The organism is Ruegeria sp. CI5, from assembly GCF_056536885.1.
This window is the reverse complement of sequence record NZ_JBQFQN010000003.1, coordinates 371,125-387,020: the sequence shown is the minus strand read 5'-3', so window position 1 is coordinate 387,020 and position 15,896 is coordinate 371,125. Positions and strand designations below refer to the sequence as shown.

Genomic DNA, 15,896 nt, shown 5'->3' with positions numbered 1-15,896 from the left:
TGCTTGGTTCCGGGTTTCTGTCTCATCTCCACTCCTTGGTGGTTACGATGTGCCAGAAACCCTCTCTTATCAAATCACCCTAAACTGTCCCATTGGCGCTGACGTCAGACAAGCGGCACGACAACATCGAAGCGATCTACAAGAAGCTGACCGAGCGTCGCGACACTGCCGATGTCACTGAACTTCTAAAGGAACTCCATCGAATCGTGAACGAAGCCATTCGTACCCAAGAGCCTGGGGACGACCAGGCAGGAGGCCTCGTCTTTGACCTTAGCCAGATCAATATGGAACGGTTGCGTGACGAGTTCGCAAAGAAGGTACGTCGCAAGGCCACAGCCCTTCAGGATATCCGCGAGATCGTCGAAGCCAAGCTGGCGAAAATGCTAGCTCGAAATCCGACCCGCATGGATTACCAACAGAAGTACGAAGAGATCGTTGCGGCCTATAACAGCGAGAAGGACAGGGTGACAATCGAAGAAACCTTTCCGCGGCTAACAGAATTGATGGCCGAGCTCGACGCTGAACAGAAGCGGGCAGTCGAGGAAGGACTGACCGAGGAGGAATTGGCCTTCTTCGATTTGTTGAAGAAGGATCGGCTTAGCAAGACTGATCGAGAGACCGTTAAGCAATCCAGCCGCGATCTCCTTTCGTCGATCAGTGCTAGATTGGCCGAACTAGATAGATTCTGGGAGAAGGAGCAAACCAAAGCTGACGTCGAGGTTTTTATTCTCGATGAAGTGTATGCCCGGTTACCCACTCCGCCTTTTTCACCAGAGGACAAAGATGCTGTTGCAAAGAGCGTCTACGAACATGTTTGGCAGCAAGCTGCAACAGGCGCGTTCGCGACTGCTGCCTAGAGCCCGCTGACCGTTTAAATCCCGTGCGGAGCGGTTGAAATCAAAGCTGACTGTTTCTTTTCCGAGAAGGATGGTGCCGGTGAAGGGACTCGAACCCCCGACCCCATCATTACGAATGACGTGCTCTACCAGCTGAGCTACACCGGCATCCTTCTCTGTCGCGGCCCTACTATGGCCCTACTAGTTACGGCTCGCCGCGTCTAACCAACTGGTCTCAAACGTAGTTTGCGAGCGGACCCGCTAATTACGAATGACGTGCTCTACCAGCTGAGCTACAGCGGCCCATTCTTCGACGCGCACCCGCGCCCGTGGGGGCGCGGTATGCGGTGCGAAGGATCGTTTAAACCGTCCCACGGGCGTAGGCAAGACCGGTTGTTGACCCCGATGTGAGGTTTTGTTGGAGGGCGACTGGCCTTGTCCACCCGTCGTACGACCCGAATGCCGCTCTGGCTGAGGGCAACCGACGATCCGGTCGGGATCAGGCGCGTTTTTCGCCGATTGATGCAACGCCCAGAACGGCAAGCACCTTGGCTTCGATCTGTTCGGCGTTCATACTGGCGACGGCGTACATGTCGGCGGGGCTGGCCTGGTCGATGAAAATGTCCGGCAATACCATCGAGCGGTATTTCAGTCCTCGGTCGAACACGCCCTCATCCGCCAGCAGCTGCGCCACGTGGCTGCCGAACCCGCCGATGGCGCCTTCTTCGATGGTGATCAGCGCCTCGTGGTTGGTGGCCAGGTCCAGGATCAGGTCGCGGTCCAGCGGCTTGGCGAACCGGGCGTCGGCGATGGTCGGGGTGATGCCGCGCGCGGCCAGCGATTCGGCGGCCTTCTGCACCTCGGCCAGGCGCGTGCCGAAGGACAGGATCGCCACCCGCGCCCCCGACTGGATCAGGCGGCCCTTGCCGATTTCCAGAACCTGTCCACGTTCGGGCAGATCGACGCCCACGCCTTCGCCCCTCGGATAGCGGAACGCGATCGGTCCGTCGTCATGGGCGGCGGCGGTGGCGACCATGTGCACCAGTTCGGCCTCGTCGGCGGCGGCCATCACCACCATGCCCGGCAGGTTGGACAGGTAGGCGATGTCGAACGACCCGGCATGAGTCGCGCCATCAGCTCCCACCAGCCCCGCGCGGTCGATGGCAAAGCGCACCGGCAGGCGCTGGATCGCCACGTCGTGCACCACCTGGTCATAGCCGCGCTGCAAAAACGTTGAATACATCGCGCAGAACGGTTTCAGCCCGCCCGCCGCCAGCGCGGCCGAGAAAGTGACCCCGTGCTGCTCGGCAATCGCTACGTCGAAACAGCGCGACGGGTAGCGTTCGGCGAACAGGTTCAGCCCGGTGCCGTCGGGCATCGCCGCGGTCACCGCCACGATCTTATCGTCGCGGCTGGCCTCGTCCACCAGGGTCCTGCCGAAGACCGAGGTATAGGACGGTGCGTTCGACGGCGCCTTCTGCTGCTTGCCGGTGACCACGTCGAACTTGGCGGTGGCATGGCCCTTGTCGCGGGCCTGCTCGGCCGGGGCATAGCCCTTGCCCTTTTTGGTCAGCGCGTGGATCAGAATCGGCCCGGTCGCCCGCGCCTTGACGGTGCGCAGCACCGGCAGCAGCTGGTCCAGGTCATGCCCGTCGATCGGGCCGACATAGGAGAATCCCAGCTCTTCGAAAAGCGTGCCGCCCACCGCCATGCCCTTGAGCATCTCCTTGGCGCGCTTGGCGCCTTCGCGGAACGGTTCGGGCAGCAGCGACACCGCCCCCTTGGCGGCGGCTTTCAGATCGTGGAACGGCTCTTCGGCATAGATGCGCGAAAGATAGTTTGACAGCGCACCCACGGGCGGGGCGATGCTCATCTCGTTGTCGTTCAGGATCACGATCAGGCGTTTTTTCAGGTGGCCGGCGTTGTTCATCGCCTCGAAGGCCATGCCGGCCGACATCGACCCGTCGCCGATCACCGCGATCGCGTCGCCCAGCCCTTCGGGCGTGACCCCGCCCAGGTCGCGGGCCACGGCAAAGCCCAGCGCCGCGCTGATCGAGGTCGAACTGTGCGCCGCGCCGAACGGGTCATAGGGGCTTTCGCTGCGTTTGGTGAACCCGCTGAGGCCGCCTTTCTGGCGCAGGGTGCGGATACGGTCGCGCCGCTCGGTCAGGATCTTGTGCGGATAGCACTGGTGCCCGACATCCCAGATGATCTTGTCGCGCGGCGTGTCGAACACCGCGTGCAGGGCCACGGTCAGTTCCACCACGCCCAGACCCGCGCCCAGATGCCCGCCGGTCACCGAAACGGCCGAGATCGTCTCGGCCCGCAACTCGTTTGCCAACTGATGAAGCTGCGCGTCCGAAAACTGCTTGAGATCCGCCGGGCGGTTCACAAGGTCCAGAAGCGGGGTGTTCGGACGGTCTGACATGGCATCCCTTACGGTTCAGCTTTCACGCGCAATAACGAAGCGGGCGGCGTCCTTCAAGGTTTCGGCCCGTGCTCCGTACCCATCCAACGCGGCGCAGGCCTGATCAATCAGCTCGATCGCGCGGGCCTTGGCGGCGTCGAGGCCCAGCAGGGACACGAATGTCGCCTTTCCCGCCTGTGCATCCTTCTGCAACCGTTTGCCCGCCTTTTCGCTGTCACCTTCCACATCAAGGATGTCGTCGGCGATCTGAAAGGCAAGACCCAGCGCACGGGCATATTGGCGCAATGGGGCCGGATCAGTCTCCGACAGAACAGCACCGGCGCACGCCGACCATTCGATCAGCGCCCCGGTCTTGCCGGCCTGAAGATGCGTGATTTCCGGTAGGGTCAAAGGTTGTTCGGCAGTTTCGGCCGCGATGTCCAACGCCTGACCCAGAACCATGCCTTGCGCGCCGCTGGCTTGGGCGAGGGTCAGCGCCAGTTCCGCCCGAACGTCTGAAGATCCGATCTCGGGCCGGGCGCACAGCTCGAACGCCAGCGCCTGCAAAGCGTCGCCAGCCAGTACCGCGATGCCGTCGTTCCATTGCTTGTGCACGGTCGGACGACCGCGACGCAGGTCGTCATCGTCCATGCAGGGCAGATCGTCATGCACCAGGCTGTAGGCGTGCAGCGCCTCGATCCCGGTCGCTGGCCAGATCGCGCAGGTCTCGTCCATCCCGTGCAGCCGGGCGCTTTCCAGCACCAGAAATCCGCGCAGCCGCTTGCCGCCCTGCGTGGCATAGGCCATCGCGCGGGTCACATCGACATCGTCCAGTGCTCCCAGAACCAGATCGAACTGCGCCTGGATCAGCGCAGCATCCTGCACCAGCCTTTCGGAAAACATTACAGACCTTCGACAGGGGTCGTCCCGGTGGGCTGCCCATCGGCATCCAGCGTGATGGCGGCCACTTTCTCCTCGGCGCGCTTCAACTCGTCTTCGCAGCGTTTCTTCAGCTTGGCGCCGCGCTCGTACAGGGCGATCGACTGGTCCAGCGCCACGTCGCCGCGCTCCAGCTGGCCGACCACGGCCTCCAGCTCTTTCATCGCCTGTTCGAATGTCATCTGTTCAACGGGGGTCTCGGTCATCGGGCTGCCTTCATCAGTTCTTCAACATGGGCGCGTGTGGCCTTGGCCAGTGCGTTCAGATCATACCCGCCTTCCAGAGTCGAGACGATACGGCCCCCACACAGCTCATCGGCGATCCGGCACAGCTGCGCGGTGATCCAGGCGAAGTCGTCGGTGGACCAGTTCAGATTGGCCAGCGGATCGTCCTGATGGGCGTCGAATCCGGCCGAGATGATGATCAGCTCGGGCCTGAACGCGCGCAGCCGCGGAAAGGCCTGCGCCTCGTAGGCCGCGCGCATCTCGGCCCCGCCGGTGCCGGGGGCCAGCGGGATGTTCACGATGGTGTCATGCGCCCCGGTTTCATCCGGTCGCCCCGAGCCCGGCCACAGCGGCATCTGCTGGCTGGTGATCACCAGCGCGCGGGCCTCGTCCCACAGCAGATCCTGCGTACCATTGCCGTGATGCACGTCGAAATCCACCACCGCGACCCGACGCAGCCCGTGATGGTCCAGCGCATGTTTCGCCGCCAGAGCGGCATTCCCGAAAAGGCAGAACCCCATGGCGGTTTCACGTTCGGCGTGATGGCCCGGCGGCCGTACGGCGCAGAACGCATTCGGCGCCTCACCGCCCAGCACCATGTCCACCGCCCGCACCACGGCCCCCGCCGCCCGATAGGCCGCATCGACCGAGCCGGGCGACATGAACGTATCCCCGTCGATCTGGCGGAACCCCTCGGTCGGGCGGTTGTCACGGATTTCGCGGATGTAACTTTCGGGATGGATGCGCAGCAGATCATCATCCGCCGCCAGCGGCGCGGTCATCCGCTGCAGGTCCAGCGGCTCCAGCGCATGCAGGATATGTTCCAACCGGGCCACCCGTTCGGGGTGCCCCTCGGGGGTGACATGACCCAGACAGTCGGCATGCGTCAAAACAGCGGTCTTCATGAAACTCCCCCAGTTCATCTGGCCAAAAATATCCTCGCCGAAGGCAAGAAAACGCCGCGCAGCGGCCAAATCAATCCGGCGCCAACATATATCCTGCGCCACGCACCGTCTGCAGGTAACGCGGCTGCTTCGGGTCAGCTTCGATCTTGCGGCGCAGGCGCGTGATCTGCACGTCCACCGCGCGTTCCTGTGCCTGCCCTTTGTCGCGCCCAAGATCCTCGACCAGCTTGGCGCGGCTCACAGGCTCACCCGGTTGGGCCGAAAAGATCTTCATCAGCTGGCTTTCGGTCTGCGTCAGGCGCACCGGAGTTTCGCCCTGCCACATCTCGCCGCGTTCGATGTCATAGCGGATCGGCCCCAGATGCAGGATTTTGGCGGCGGTGTCCTGCGTCGTGGTTTCCGGCATCCGCCGCAGGATCGCGTTGATCCGCAGCAGCAGTTCCTTGGGCTCGAACGGCTTGGCCAGGTAATCGTCTGCTCCGGCTTCCAACCCGGCGATCCGGTGCTCGGTCTCGCCGCGTGCGGTCAGCAGCAGGATCGGCGTGTCATGCGTCTCGCGCAGGGCCCGGGTCAGGCTGACGCCATCCTCGCCCGGCATCATCACATCCATCACGATCAGGTCGAAATCCAGCCCCGACAGGACCCGCCGCGCATGGGCGGCATCACGCGCCGCCGTCACCAGAAATCCGCTGCGCATCAAGAATTTCTTGAGCAGATCGCGGATGCGTTCATCGTCATCGACGATCAGAAGGTGGGCGTCCACATCGCTCATGAAGTTGAATCCCGCAGTTTCGTGTAAGCCCGACGCATATCAGCATCCATCATCGCTTCAAGAACTTTGCGGAACCCGGCAACCGCCTCGGGGCCGGCCTCCTTGTAGGCCGCGCGCATCCGGGCGCGCTGGGCGTCCGACAGCTGCGACTCGAGCGCTTTGCCCTTTTCGGTCAGGTACAGGTGGCGTTCGCGCTTGTCGACGGTGCCGACCCGGCTCTCGACGAGGCCGTCGTCGATCAGCGTGCGCAGCACCCGGTTCAGCGACTGCTTGGTCACCCCCAGAATCGCCAGCAGGTTGTTCACCGTGGTGCCCGGCGCACGGTTGATGAAATGGATCGCCCGGTGATGCGCCCGGCCATAGGCCATTTCGCTCAAGATGCGGTCGGGGTCGGCGGTAAAGCCGCGATAGGCGAAGAACATCGCCTCGATCCCCTGGCGAAGCTGTTCATCCGTCAGAAACAACAGGCTTTCTCCGCCAAAGACCGGGGCGGGGCGGATCTCGGACATATCGGGCCTCATTCGTTACACGCCCCGACTTTAAGTCAGCGTTATTGACATTCCAAGGGCGGACAGGTATCGAATCGCAGTTTTTGCGCAATTTTGTGTCCGGGTCGGACCTAAGTAGCGCAACAATCGGAAATGTGGCCCGGGTCAGGAGGTTTCGGATGGCGGGATATGACGATCGTGACGGTGTCATCTGGATGGATGGCGAATTTGTGCCCTGGCGCGACGCCAAGGTGCATGTCCTGACCCATGCGATGCACTATGCCAGCTCGGTCTTCGAGGGCGAACGCGCCTATAACGGCAAGATTTTCAAAAGCCGCGAACATTCCGAGCGGTTGATCAAGTCGGCCGAGGCGCTGGACATGCCGATGCCCTACACGGTCGATCAGATCGAGGCGGCCAAGGCCGAAACGCTCGAGAAAAGCGGCCTCAAGGACGCATATGTGCGCGCGCTGGTCTGGCGCGGTTCGGGCGAGGACATGGGCGTGGCCTCGGCGCGCAACCCGGTGCGCATGGCCATCGCGGTCTGGCCCTGGGGCGCCTATTACGGCGACGCCAAGATGCAGGGTGCCAAGTTGGACATCGCTGAATGGAAGCGGCCCAGCCCGGAAACCATCCCGGTCCATGCCAAGGCGGCGGGGCTGTACATGATCTGCACCATCTCCAAGCACAAGGCCGAGGCCAAGGGCTGTTCGGATGCCTTGTTCATGGATTACCGCGGCTATGTGGCCGAGGCGACCGGTGCCAACGTATTCTTCGTCAAGGATGGCGAAGTGCATACACCGCTGGCCGACTGCTTCCTGAACGGGATTACCCGCCAGACGGTGATCCAGATGCTGAAAGACAAAGGCATCACCGTACACGAACGCCACATCCTGCCCGAGGAGATGGCCGAATTCGAACAGTGCTGGCTGACCGGCACCGCGGCCGAGGTCACGCCGGTGGGCCAGATCGGTGAGTATACCTTCGAGGTCGGCGACCTGACCCGTGAGATCGCCAACGATTACGAACAGCTGGTTCGCAGCTGATCCGACATCCGCTCGGGCGGTGGCCGACCGGCCTTGCCGCCCGTCCGGGGTTTGGTGCAGATCGTCCGCTGCGCTGGACGATCGGGTGCGAATCCGTATCCTTGGCGCATGTTGGACCTGCTCAGCGATATCCTGACGCGCCTTTCCCTGCGGGGCACCCTGTATTTCCGGACCTCGTTCACGCCGCCCTTCGGCGTGCAGGTGCCTGCATTCGAAAACGTCGCCCGGTTTCACTTCGTCCAGCGCGGAGAACTGAAGGTGCATGTGTCCACCACCGGCGAGACCCTGCGGTTGCGGCAGGGGGATCTGATCCTGATCCCGCACGGGGCCGCACACGCGCTGCTGTGCAACGAGGTCCGGCCCGTGGACGCCCTGCCGCTGGAGCAGGTTCTGGACCGGGCCGGCTACAAAGGTGACGGTGTGCTGGTCTATGGCGGAGCCGAGCAGGACCGCGACACGCAACTTATCTGCGGGCATTTCTCGTTTGCCGGTCCGGCCGGGCGGCGCGGCACTGGGCATATGCTGATCGACCGCCTGCCGCCCTATATCCTGATCGAGAATTACGGCGAATCCGCCGGGGCCTGGATCGAGGCAACGCTGCGGATGATCGAATCCGAGGTTGCGGGCGCCCGGATCGGCGGGGACCTGATCGCGCTGAAACTGTCCGAGGTTCTGTTCGCCCAGGCGATCCGCGCCTATCTGGAACATCAAAGCCCCACCGATGCGGCCCTGTCGGGCTTCGCCGATCCACGTATCTCGCGCGCGCTGGGCGCCTTTCACCGCGACCCGGCCCGCGAGTGGAGCGTGGCATCGCTGGCGCGTGAAGCCGGCATGTCACGCACGACCTTCGCACAGCTGTTCACCCAGAAGATGGGCGCCACGCCCATGCAATACCTGACCGACTGGCGTATGCAGATCGCCTGCCACGGGCTGATCGAAAGCCGCTGGAACGTGGCCGACGCGGCGGCTCAGGTCGGCTATGCCTCCGAGGCTGCGTTTTCGCGGGTGTTCAAGAAGCAGATCGGTCTGTCTCCGGCCGCTTACAGGGCGATGCACTGATCCGGCGAACTGGCGGACGATCTGCAAGGTGTTCCAAACGATCTGGGCTGCTACGTTCGGGTTGGCGAACATATCCTTGATCTGTCCTCAATCAAGGAAAGGAAACATCATGTCTCTGCGTTTCGTTACCCGCACCATTCATGCCTATCTGGACTACCCGGTGGCACTGGCCCTGATGGGGCTGCCTTTTGCCTTGGGACTGGGCGCGTCGAACCCGATTGCGCTGTGGCTGTCGGTGGCCACCGGCGTGGCGGCTTTCGTGCTGACGGTGCTGACGGATCATCACCTGGGCGTCTGGCGCGTTCTGCCCTACAGGTTTCACCTGGCCGTCGATCTGCTGGTGGGGCTCACCTTCCTGTTCGCCCCCAGCCTGTTCGGCTTCACCGGTCTGGATGCGGTCTACTACTGGCTGAATGGCGCCGCCGTGGTGGCCGTAATCTCGCTCAGCGCGCCCGACCAGACAGCCACCGCCTGACCCCTTGCTCCGGCCATTTGGCCGGGGCGAATTTTGGTCTTGAAAAGTCCGACAGAAATTGTCAGTTTTAGCCCAACGCCAGATACCCCGGTATCAAGCCTTTGATTCCGAGACGGCCTGCACGCCAAGCCGTACACCCGCGAGGGCGCGCCACCGTCTCGGAAACGATTTCGGAAAGGCCACGCGATGCGCGACCCGATACTTGAACTTCTGTCCAGTTCAGACCTGCCCCTTGGCAGCGGGTGCTGCGTCGATGGCGACCTGGTGGCCTACCTGGACTGCAAATGCCAGGACGGACGCTGTGACCGGGCGGCCGGGGTTGCGGACGCCCGGATCGCCACTGTCCCGCAGAGCACGCCGGCGGCACCGGCAAGTGGTGCCGTCCCGCGTTGACCGATCAGAAATCGACACCGCGCTGGGCCTTGATGCCGGCCTGAAACGGGTGCTTTTCCTCGGTCATTTCGGTGACCAGATCGGCATAGTCGCGCAGCGCCTGCGGCGCGTCGCGCCCGGTCAGGAACACGCTGGTCCGGTCCGAGCGGGCCTTCAGCCCCTCGATCACTGCGTCCACCGACAGGTATTCATAGCGCAGGGCGATGTTGATCTCGTCCAGCACCACAAGGTCATAGTCGCCGCTGGCCATCAGGTCGCGCGCCTTGTCGAAGGCGGCGGTGGCGGCGGTGATGTCGCGGTCGCGGTCCTGGGTGTCCCAGGTGAAGCCTTCGCCCATCGTGTGCCAGGTGACCAGATCGCGCTCTTCGAAGAACCGCCGCTCGCCAGTCTTCCATTTGCCCTTGATGAACTGCACCACGGCGACCTTCTGGCCCCAGCCCAATGCGCGGATCACCACGCCGAACGCGGCCGAGGATTTGCCCTTGCCCTTGCCGGTGTTGATCAGCACCAACCCGCGGCCGGGATCCACGGCCTCGGACACTTTCTTGCGGTGCTGGGCCTGCACCTGTTGCATCTTCTGTTTGTGGTCCTGTGCGTCGCTCATGGCAAAACCTCGTTGATTGTCCGCGCCAACCTAGGCGATGGGCGCGAAAGGTAAAGTCAGGGTTTGTGATCGGTCAGCGACCGCGCTTTGCCGCGCTCCAGACCCAGCTGGTGTTCGCGCCAGATCACCACCGCATTGCCGGCGATCACCAGCGCCGCCCCCAGCAGGATCGCCAGGGTCGGCAGCTCGTCAAACCAGACATAGCCGATGAAGATCGCAAACAGCATCGACGTATAATCATAGGGCGCCAGCATCGAGGCCTGCCCGAACCGGTAGGACGAGGTCACCAGAATCTGCGCGACGCCGCCGATCAGGCCCATCGTGATCAGGATCAGCAGCTGGTTCAGGGTGGGCATGGTCCAGCCCCAGAACACGGTCAGCGCCGACAGCAGCGTGGCGGTCATCGAAAAATAGAAGACGATCGCGGCGGGGTGGTCGACCTGCACCAGTTGCCGGATGTGGATCTGCACGAAGCCTCGGGCCACGGTCGCGCCCAGCACGCACAGCGCGCCGATCGTGGCCCCGGTGCCCAGATCGGCCGAGCCCAGCCGCGGCCAGATCATGATCAGCACGCCCAAGAGCCCGATCGCCACCGCGCCGATGCGGATCAGGCGGATGCGCTCGCCCAGCAGCAGCGCCGCCAGGATCAGGGTGAAGATCGGGGTGGCATAGCCAATGGCCGTAACCTCGGGCAGGGGCAGCAGGCTGAGCCCGGTGAAGGTCAGGCCCATGGCGGTGGTGCCCAGCACCCCACGCCAGAAATGGCCCATGGGCTTCCTGACGACAAAGCCCTGCGCCAGTTCCCCGCGCGAGATCAGCCAGGCCACGATCACCGGCACCGCGAAAAGCGAACGGAAAAACACCATCTGGCCCGGCGGGAAATCCGCCGACAGCGCCTTGACCAGCGCCGACATCGCCGTGAACAGGAACAGCGCGCTGAGTTTCAGCGTCACGGCCAGCAAAGGGCGATGAGAGGTCATGGATTGGGCCATCGGCGCGACCCTGCCCCCTTGCGCGGCAAAGATCAACGGGTTGGATTTGGGCGTGTCCAGCTGTCGGGCAGGGGGCTGCCGATCTCTTCGGCGAATTCGGTCAGAAACCGGATCATGCGCCGGACCCGTTGCAGCGCGATCTGCCGTCCGGCTTCGGTCAGCATGTCGTCGGGCAGGGCCAGCAGCTTCACCTTCCAATGGTCGATCGAATAGTGCAGATCGTCCAGTGGACGGTGCGATGCGAACGGATCGGCCGGATCATAGAGCGTCCGCCCCAAAGCGCCGGACACCGAGAAATTCCGTGCGATCCCGATGGCGCCCAGCGCATCCAATCGGTCGGCATCGCGCAGGATGCGCGCCTCGGGCGTCTCGGGCGGGATGTTGGCGGAAAAACTGTGCGCCTCGATCGCGTGGCGGGTGGCGGCGATCTGGGCATCGCTCAGGCCCAGTTCTCGCAGAACAGGCTCGGATTCTTCGGCCGACCGGCGCGAGGCCAGGTGTCGGTCGGGGTCGTTCTTGGGCAGGTTGACCAGATCGTGCAGATAGCAGGCCGCCAGCAGCACGGTCCTGTCGGTTTGCGCATCGGCGATGGCGCGGGCATTGACCCAGACACGGTCCAGATGGGCCAGGTCATGGGCCGGGTCGGTGATCATCCGCTGCGCGACGACCGCGCGTAGGCGGTCGCGCAGCTCAGCCAATCCGTCCACGGTTCTCACCGATCTGGCCCCGATGCAGCAGCAGGTGGTCCAGGATCACGCAGGCCATCATCGCCTCGCCCACCGGCACGGCGCGGATGCCGACGCAGGGGTCGTGGCGGCCCTTGGTGATGATCTCGGTCTCTTCGCCCGATTTGGTGATGGTCTTGCGCGTGGTCAGGATCGATGAGGTCGGTTTGACTGCAAAACGCACCACGATGTCCTGCCCGGTCGAGATACCGCCCAGAATGCCGCCTGCATGGTTCGAGCTGTATTGCGGGCCGTTCTGGCCCATGAAAATCTCGTCGGCATTGGCCTCGCCGGTCAGTTCGGCGGCGGCCATGCCTTCGCCGATCTCGACGCCCTTGACCGCGTTGATCGACATCATCGCCGCGGCCAGATCGGTGTCGAGCTTGCCATAGACCGGCGCGCCGAGGCCCGCTGGAACGCCGCGCGCCACCACTTCGACCACCGCGCCGACCGAGTTGCCGGATTTGCGCAGATCGTCCAGATAGGCCGCCCAGTCCTCGGCGGCTTGTGCATCCGGGGTCCAGAACGGGTTCTGTTCGATCTGCGCCCAGTCAAAGTTGGCCCGGTCGATCCGGTGCGGGCCGATCTGGGTCATGTAGCCGGTGATCTGGACATTCGGCGCGATCTGTTTGATCGCCTCGCGCGCCAGCCCGCCGGCGGCCACCCGCGCCGCCGTTTCCCGGGCCGAGCTGCGCCCGCCGCCGCGATAGTCGCGGATGCCGTATTTCTGCCAATAGGTAATGTCGGCATGGCCGGGGCGGAACTTGTCCATGATGTCCCCGTAGTCCTTCGAGCGTTGATCGGTGTTCTCGATCATCAGCTGGACCGGGGTGCCGGTTGTCTGGCCCTCGAACACGCCTGACAGGATCTCCACCTGATCGGGCTCGCGCCGCTGGGTGGTGAACTTGTTCTGGCCCGGTTTGCGCTTGTCCAGCCAGTGCTGGATCATACCCTCGTCGATCGGGACGCCGGGCGGGCAGCCATCCACCGTGGCGCCCAGCGCGGGGCCGTGGCTTTCACCCCAGGTGGTGACGCGGAAAAGGTGTCCAAAGCTGTTCATCGACATGGGGCGTGCTCCTTTGAGGGTCGTGATTAACGGCGAGAGCCTGCCGCCTCAAGCGGATTTGCGGTTGGGGCATCGCTGCCCCAACCCAGTGTGCTTAGGCAGCACGGGTCAGTGCGGCGCGGGTTTCGACGATTTTCAGCGCCGCCCGAGCTGCCTCGCGCCCCTTTTCCACGAAATGCGCGCGGTAGATGGCGTTGTGATGGTCGGTTTCCTGGTACTGGTGCGGCGTCAGCGACACCGACAGGACCGGCACGCCGGTTTCCAGCCCCGCGCGCATCAGCCCGTCAACCACGGCCTGCGCCACGAAATCGTGCCGGTAGATGCCGCCATCGACGACAAAAGCCGCGCAGGCCACGGCGGCATAGCGGCCCGTCCGGGCCAGGTCGCGGGCCAGCAGGGGCATTTCAAACGCGCCCGGCACGTCGAACACATCGACCTGATCGGCGGGGATCAGCTCCAGAAAACCGTCCAGCGCGCGGTCGACGATATCGGCATGCCAGTTGGCTTTGACGAAAGCATAGCGGGTGTGTGTCATCGTGATCTCCTTTCAGCTTGGTGGCCTGCTGGCGGGTGCGAATGGTTTCGCGGCCAGCGCGGCATGACACGTCACCCAAGGCGATAACGGACAGACGCGCCCTTGGCGGGGCGCGCTGCTCGTTCTCTTTCATCCGGACTTTGACCGTCGGCTCTGGCCTCTCACCAGATCTGCTGACACTCTGCCGGTTGGATGGCAGAGCCGCTCGCGGGCTGGCGGGCCTGGGCCCGCATACCGCCGGTGGGGAATTCCGCCCCGCCCTGAGAACGGCGCGACCTTGCCAAGCGTGCGCGCGATCTGCAAGACCTGTCTGCAGGAGGACGGCCATGCACCCCAACCCAGCCTTTCGCGCCGAGGACCGCGCGCGCCATGTGGCGTTTGCCCGCAGCCGGGGATTCGGCGTACTGGCGCTGTCGGTCGACGGCCCGCCATTGATCAGCCATGTGCCCTTTCTGCTGTCCGAGGATGGCGCGGTGGCCGAACTGCATCTGGTGCGGTCGAACCCGATCGTGCGGGCGCTGGCCAACCCGCAGGAGGCGCGGATCGCGGTTCAGGGGCCCGACGGGTATGTCTCGCCCGATTGGTATGGCGTCGCGGATCAGGTGCCCACATGGAATTACGTGGCGGTCCACCTGACCGGCCGGCTGGAATTGCAGCCGCAGGACCGGCTGCGCGATCTAGTTGATCGGCAATCGGCCTTTTTTGAAGAGCGGCTCCAGCCCAAGCCGCCCTGGCGCGCCGACAAGATGGACTCGGCGGCGCTGGAGCGCATGATGCGCATGATCGTGCCCTGCCGCATGCAGATCACCCAGATCGACGGCACCTGGAAACTGAACCAGAACAAGCCCGAGGCGGCGCGGCTGGCCGCGGCCGAGAATGTCGAGCAGTCCGGGATCGGCACCGAGCTTGGTCAACTGGCTGCTTTGATGCGGGACAGTTGACCGGCGCCGGGTTGGGTTCAGTCGGTGAACGTGGCCAGATAGGCGGCGATATCCTCGGCACCTTTCTTCAGCTTGACGCTCATGTTCGGGCGGGCGGTGTCGTCGTTGAGGAAGTCCTGGATGAACCCGATCGGGTCGCGGGCATAGGCGGCGATGTTCTCTTGCGTCCAGACCAGACCGTTTTCACCGGCGCGGATCATGTCATCGGTGAACATCCCGATGGGCAGCCGTTCACTGCCGTTCAGATAATCGTTTTCGGTTCCTGCGGTCCTGCCGACCACACCATAGAGATTCGGGCCGGTGATGCCGCCTTTGATCAGAACCTCGTCATCCTTGATGATGGCGTGACAGGACGAGCAGCGGTTGTAGAGTTTCTCACCGCGCGCGGCGTCGCCTTCGGCAGCGGCCTGGTGTGCGGCGGTGAACGCGAGCAGCAGAATGGCGTTTTTTGACAAAGTCATTTGGGTCCTCATTCAGATCGGTCGCGCGCCCGCCGCCTTTGCGTGAAAAACCCCGGGGTCGCAACCGGGAAATTCACCACAAAGAAATCTAAAAAATGATTTCAAAATAGATGTTTAAATGAAAAAAAATGACCCGGAACCGCGCGGTCCGGTTGCTGTCGTGTTTGCCACGCGCCGGGCACCCGAGTGAACAGATGCCCGACCGGGCCGGGGGCGAAGGGTCAGAGAATCACCTGCGAAGTGATTCGCGCCTTCGAACGGCGTTTTTCGCAACACCCGAGGAAGTTCTTGAAAAATGACCCCTTCATTGTGACATGAATGCCCAGATGCGGCGTAGTGCGCGCCTATGACCGCTGGACGAACCGATTTCCGCCAGCTAGATACCCGCGATGAGACGCCGCTTTGATGCGGTGCTGATGCATGTTTGCCCGTAGCCGGGCGCTGGAATCGGAGAAAACCTCGTGTCCCACGCAGAAGACCACGAAGGCACCCGCAGAGATTTCCTCTACTACGCCGCCGGCGGCGCAGGTGTCGTTGCAACGGGAGCCGCCGTGTGGCCCCTGGTCAACCAAATGAACCCCTCGGCAGACGTTCAGGCGCTGTCCTCGATCCGCGTGGATGTCAGCGGCGTCGAGATCGGCACCCAGATCACGGTCAAGTGGCTGGGCAAGCCCGTCTTCATTCGTCGCCGTACCGAAGAAGAGATCAACTGGGGCCGCGAAGTGCCGCTGGAGGATCTGCCGGATCAGAACGACCGGAACGAAAACAAGCCGAACCTGCCCGCGACCGACGAAAACCGGACGCTGGACGAAGCCGGCGAATGGCTGGTGATGATGGGCGTCTGCACCCATCTGGGCTGCGTTCCTCTGGGCGACGGCGCTGGTGATTTCCACGGGTGGTTCTGCCCGTGCCACGGATCGCACTACGATACGGCGGGCCGTATCCGCAAAGGTCCCGCTCCGGAAAACCTGCATATCCCGGTCGCCGAGTTCCTCGACGAAACCACCATCAAGCTGGGTTAAGGAGAC

At 63.6% G+C, this 15,896-nt stretch carries 19 protein-coding genes, 1 tRNA gene and 1 riboswitch; of the genes, 7 read left to right on the top strand and 13 right to left on the bottom strand.

Annotated features, from left to right (window positions below; genetic code table 11):
- Window positions 1-92: 92 nt before the first annotated feature.
- Window positions 93-857: a type I restriction enzyme endonuclease domain-containing protein gene (locus tag ACR0BA_RS12655; RefSeq protein ID WP_480728239.1), complete on the top strand. Its 765-nt coding sequence runs from the start codon at window positions 93-95 to the stop codon at window positions 855-857.
- Between the two features lie 71 nt (window positions 858-928).
- Here ACR0BA_RS12655 and ACR0BA_RS12650 read toward each other — a convergent pair.
- The 7 genes from ACR0BA_RS12650 to ACR0BA_RS12620 all read right to left on the bottom strand — a co-directional run bounded on the left by ACR0BA_RS12650 (window position 929) and on the right by ACR0BA_RS12620 (window position 6,592).
- A tRNA-Thr gene (locus ACR0BA_RS12650) sits at window positions 929-1,004 on the bottom strand.
- Between the two features lie 331 nt (window positions 1,005-1,335).
- Entirely contained in the window at window positions 1,336-3,264 is a 1,929-nt protein-coding gene (dxs, locus tag ACR0BA_RS12645; protein ID WP_480728238.1) for a 1-deoxy-D-xylulose-5-phosphate synthase, read from the bottom strand.
- 15 nt (window positions 3,265-3,279) lie between these two features.
- Window positions 3,280-4,146 (bottom strand): polyprenyl synthetase family protein, encoded by an 867-nt coding sequence (locus ACR0BA_RS12640; RefSeq protein ID WP_480728237.1) that lies wholly within the window; start codon window positions 4,144-4,146, stop codon window positions 3,280-3,282.
- Window positions 4,146-4,388, bottom strand: a complete 243-nt coding sequence (locus ACR0BA_RS12635; RefSeq protein WP_005979588.1) for an exodeoxyribonuclease VII small subunit — start codon at window positions 4,386-4,388, stop codon at window positions 4,146-4,148. Before ACR0BA_RS12635 ends, ACR0BA_RS12640 begins: the two co-directional genes overlap by 1 nt.
- On the bottom strand, window positions 4,385-5,311 hold the full coding sequence (locus ACR0BA_RS12630) for a histone deacetylase family protein (RefSeq protein ID WP_480728234.1): 927 nt from the start codon (window positions 5,309-5,311) through the stop codon (window positions 4,385-4,387). Before ACR0BA_RS12630 ends, ACR0BA_RS12635 begins: the two co-directional genes overlap by 4 nt.
- A 70-nt stretch (window positions 5,312-5,381) precedes the next feature.
- A complete protein-coding gene (locus ACR0BA_RS12625; RefSeq protein ID WP_480728233.1) occupies window positions 5,382-6,083 on the bottom strand; it encodes a response regulator in 702 nt (233 codons plus the stop codon).
- Window positions 6,080-6,592: a MarR family winged helix-turn-helix transcriptional regulator gene (locus ACR0BA_RS12620; RefSeq protein ID WP_170459594.1), complete on the bottom strand. Its 513-nt coding sequence runs from the start codon at window positions 6,590-6,592 to the stop codon at window positions 6,080-6,082. Before ACR0BA_RS12620 ends, ACR0BA_RS12625 begins: the two co-directional genes overlap by 4 nt.
- Window positions 6,593-6,750: 158 nt before the next feature.
- Here ACR0BA_RS12620 and ACR0BA_RS12615 point away from each other — a divergent pair, with 158 nt between their 5' ends.
- The 4 genes from ACR0BA_RS12615 to ACR0BA_RS12600 all read left to right on the top strand — a co-directional run bounded on the left by ACR0BA_RS12615 (window position 6,751) and on the right by ACR0BA_RS12600 (window position 9,544).
- Window positions 6,751-7,617, top strand: a complete 867-nt coding sequence (locus ACR0BA_RS12615) for a branched-chain amino acid aminotransferase (protein WP_093964015.1) — start codon at window positions 6,751-6,753, stop codon at window positions 7,615-7,617.
- Between the two features lie 108 nt (window positions 7,618-7,725).
- Window positions 7,726-8,676, top strand: coding sequence for an AraC family transcriptional regulator (locus ACR0BA_RS12610; protein WP_170364029.1), 951 nt, complete (start codon window positions 7,726-7,728; stop codon window positions 8,674-8,676).
- A 109-nt stretch (window positions 8,677-8,785) separates the two neighbouring features.
- Window positions 8,786-9,151, top strand: coding sequence for a hypothetical protein (locus tag ACR0BA_RS12605; RefSeq protein WP_093964017.1), 366 nt, complete (start codon window positions 8,786-8,788; stop codon window positions 9,149-9,151).
- Window positions 9,152-9,337: 186 nt separating this feature from the next.
- Window positions 9,338-9,544 (top strand): hypothetical protein, encoded by a 207-nt coding sequence (locus ACR0BA_RS12600; protein ID WP_480728230.1) that lies wholly within the window; start codon window positions 9,338-9,340, stop codon window positions 9,542-9,544.
- 4 nt (window positions 9,545-9,548) lie between these two features.
- Here ACR0BA_RS12600 and cobO read toward each other — a convergent pair whose 3' ends face one another.
- The 5 genes from cobO to ACR0BA_RS12575 form a co-directional block, all read right to left on the bottom strand.
- Entirely contained in the window at window positions 9,549-10,148 is a 600-nt protein-coding gene (gene cobO / locus ACR0BA_RS12595) for a cob(I)yrinic acid a,c-diamide adenosyltransferase (RefSeq protein WP_170342842.1), read from the bottom strand.
- A 56-nt stretch (window positions 10,149-10,204) separates the two neighbouring features.
- Complete coding sequence (locus tag ACR0BA_RS12590) at window positions 10,205-11,140, bottom strand: DMT family transporter (RefSeq protein WP_170342844.1); 936 nt, start codon at window positions 11,138-11,140, stop codon at window positions 10,205-10,207.
- A gap of 32 nt (window positions 11,141-11,172) precedes the next feature.
- Entirely contained in the window at window positions 11,173-11,847 is a 675-nt protein-coding gene (locus ACR0BA_RS12585; RefSeq protein ID WP_170588269.1) for an HD domain-containing protein, read from the bottom strand.
- A complete protein-coding gene (aroC, locus tag ACR0BA_RS12580) occupies window positions 11,831-12,931 on the bottom strand; it encodes a chorismate synthase (RefSeq protein WP_170340855.1) in 1,101 nt (366 codons plus the stop codon). The genes ACR0BA_RS12585 and aroC overlap by 17 nt, the downstream gene beginning before the upstream one ends.
- A gap of 94 nt (window positions 12,932-13,025) precedes the next feature.
- On the bottom strand, window positions 13,026-13,466 hold the full coding sequence (locus ACR0BA_RS12575) for a 6,7-dimethyl-8-ribityllumazine synthase (protein WP_170342850.1): 441 nt from the start codon (window positions 13,464-13,466) through the stop codon (window positions 13,026-13,028).
- A 117-nt stretch (window positions 13,467-13,583) separates the two neighbouring features.
- A riboswitch (FMN riboswitch) is annotated at window positions 13,584-13,738 on the bottom strand.
- A 54-nt stretch (window positions 13,739-13,792) separates the two neighbouring features.
- On the opposite strand from ACR0BA_RS12575, the gene ACR0BA_RS12570 reads away from it, so the two are divergent.
- Window positions 13,793-14,407 carry an FMN-binding negative transcriptional regulator gene (locus tag ACR0BA_RS12570; RefSeq protein ID WP_480728227.1) on the top strand — a complete coding sequence of 205 codons (615 nt, stop codon included), beginning with the start codon at window positions 13,793-13,795 and terminating at the stop codon, window positions 14,405-14,407.
- Window positions 14,408-14,424: 17 nt separating this feature from the next.
- Here ACR0BA_RS12570 and ACR0BA_RS12565 read toward each other — a convergent pair whose 3' ends face one another.
- Entirely contained in the window at window positions 14,425-14,868 is a 444-nt protein-coding gene (locus tag ACR0BA_RS12565) for a c-type cytochrome (RefSeq protein ID WP_170340860.1), read from the bottom strand.
- 461 nt (window positions 14,869-15,329) lie between these two features.
- On the opposite strand from ACR0BA_RS12565, the gene petA reads away from it, so the two are divergent.
- Window positions 15,330-15,890: a ubiquinol-cytochrome c reductase iron-sulfur subunit gene (petA, locus tag ACR0BA_RS12560; RefSeq protein WP_093964025.1), complete on the top strand. Its 561-nt coding sequence runs from the start codon at window positions 15,330-15,332 to the stop codon at window positions 15,888-15,890.
- Window positions 15,891-15,896 lie beyond the last annotated feature (6 nt).

What these genes read in the sequence shown, in the direction of transcription:
- dxs (WP_480728238.1), bottom strand. Translation starts at nt 3,264, where the DNA reads ATGTCAGACCGTCCGAACACCCCGCTTCTGGACCTTGTGAACCGCCCG.
- ACR0BA_RS12640 (WP_480728237.1), bottom strand. Translation starts at nt 4,146, where the DNA reads ATGTTTTCCGAAAGGCTGGTGCAGGATGCTGCGCTGATCCAGGCGCAG.
- ACR0BA_RS12635 (WP_005979588.1), bottom strand. Translation starts at nt 4,388, where the DNA reads ATGACCGAGACCCCCGTTGAACAGATGACATTCGAACAGGCGATGAAA.
- ACR0BA_RS12630 (WP_480728234.1), bottom strand. Translation starts at nt 5,311, where the DNA reads ATGAAGACCGCTGTTTTGACGCATGCCGACTGTCTGGGTCATGTCACC.
- ACR0BA_RS12625 (WP_480728233.1), bottom strand. Translation starts at nt 6,083, where the DNA reads ATGAGCGATGTGGACGCCCACCTTCTGATCGTCGATGACGATGAACGC.
- ACR0BA_RS12620 (WP_170459594.1), bottom strand. Translation starts at nt 6,592, where the DNA reads ATGTCCGAGATCCGCCCCGCCCCGGTCTTTGGCGGAGAAAGCCTGTTG.
- ACR0BA_RS12615 (WP_093964015.1), top strand. Translation starts at nt 6,751, where the DNA reads ATGGCGGGATATGACGATCGTGACGGTGTCATCTGGATGGATGGCGAA.
- ACR0BA_RS12610 (WP_170364029.1), top strand. Translation starts at nt 7,726, where the DNA reads ATGTTGGACCTGCTCAGCGATATCCTGACGCGCCTTTCCCTGCGGGGC.
- ACR0BA_RS12605 (WP_093964017.1), top strand. Translation starts at nt 8,786, where the DNA reads ATGTCTCTGCGTTTCGTTACCCGCACCATTCATGCCTATCTGGACTAC.
- ACR0BA_RS12600 (WP_480728230.1), top strand. Translation starts at nt 9,338, where the DNA reads ATGCGCGACCCGATACTTGAACTTCTGTCCAGTTCAGACCTGCCCCTT.
- cobO (WP_170342842.1), bottom strand. Translation starts at nt 10,148, where the DNA reads ATGAGCGACGCACAGGACCACAAACAGAAGATGCAACAGGTGCAGGCC.
- ACR0BA_RS12590 (WP_170342844.1), bottom strand. Translation starts at nt 11,140, where the DNA reads ATGGCCCAATCCATGACCTCTCATCGCCCTTTGCTGGCCGTGACGCTG.
- aroC (WP_170340855.1), bottom strand. Translation starts at nt 12,931, where the DNA reads ATGTCGATGAACAGCTTTGGACACCTTTTCCGCGTCACCACCTGGGGT.
- ACR0BA_RS12575 (WP_170342850.1), bottom strand. Translation starts at nt 13,466, where the DNA reads ATGACACACACCCGCTATGCTTTCGTCAAAGCCAACTGGCATGCCGAT.
- ACR0BA_RS12570 (WP_480728227.1), top strand. Translation starts at nt 13,793, where the DNA reads ATGCACCCCAACCCAGCCTTTCGCGCCGAGGACCGCGCGCGCCATGTG.
- ACR0BA_RS12565 (WP_170340860.1), bottom strand. Translation starts at nt 14,868, where the DNA reads ATGACTTTGTCAAAAAACGCCATTCTGCTGCTCGCGTTCACCGCCGCA.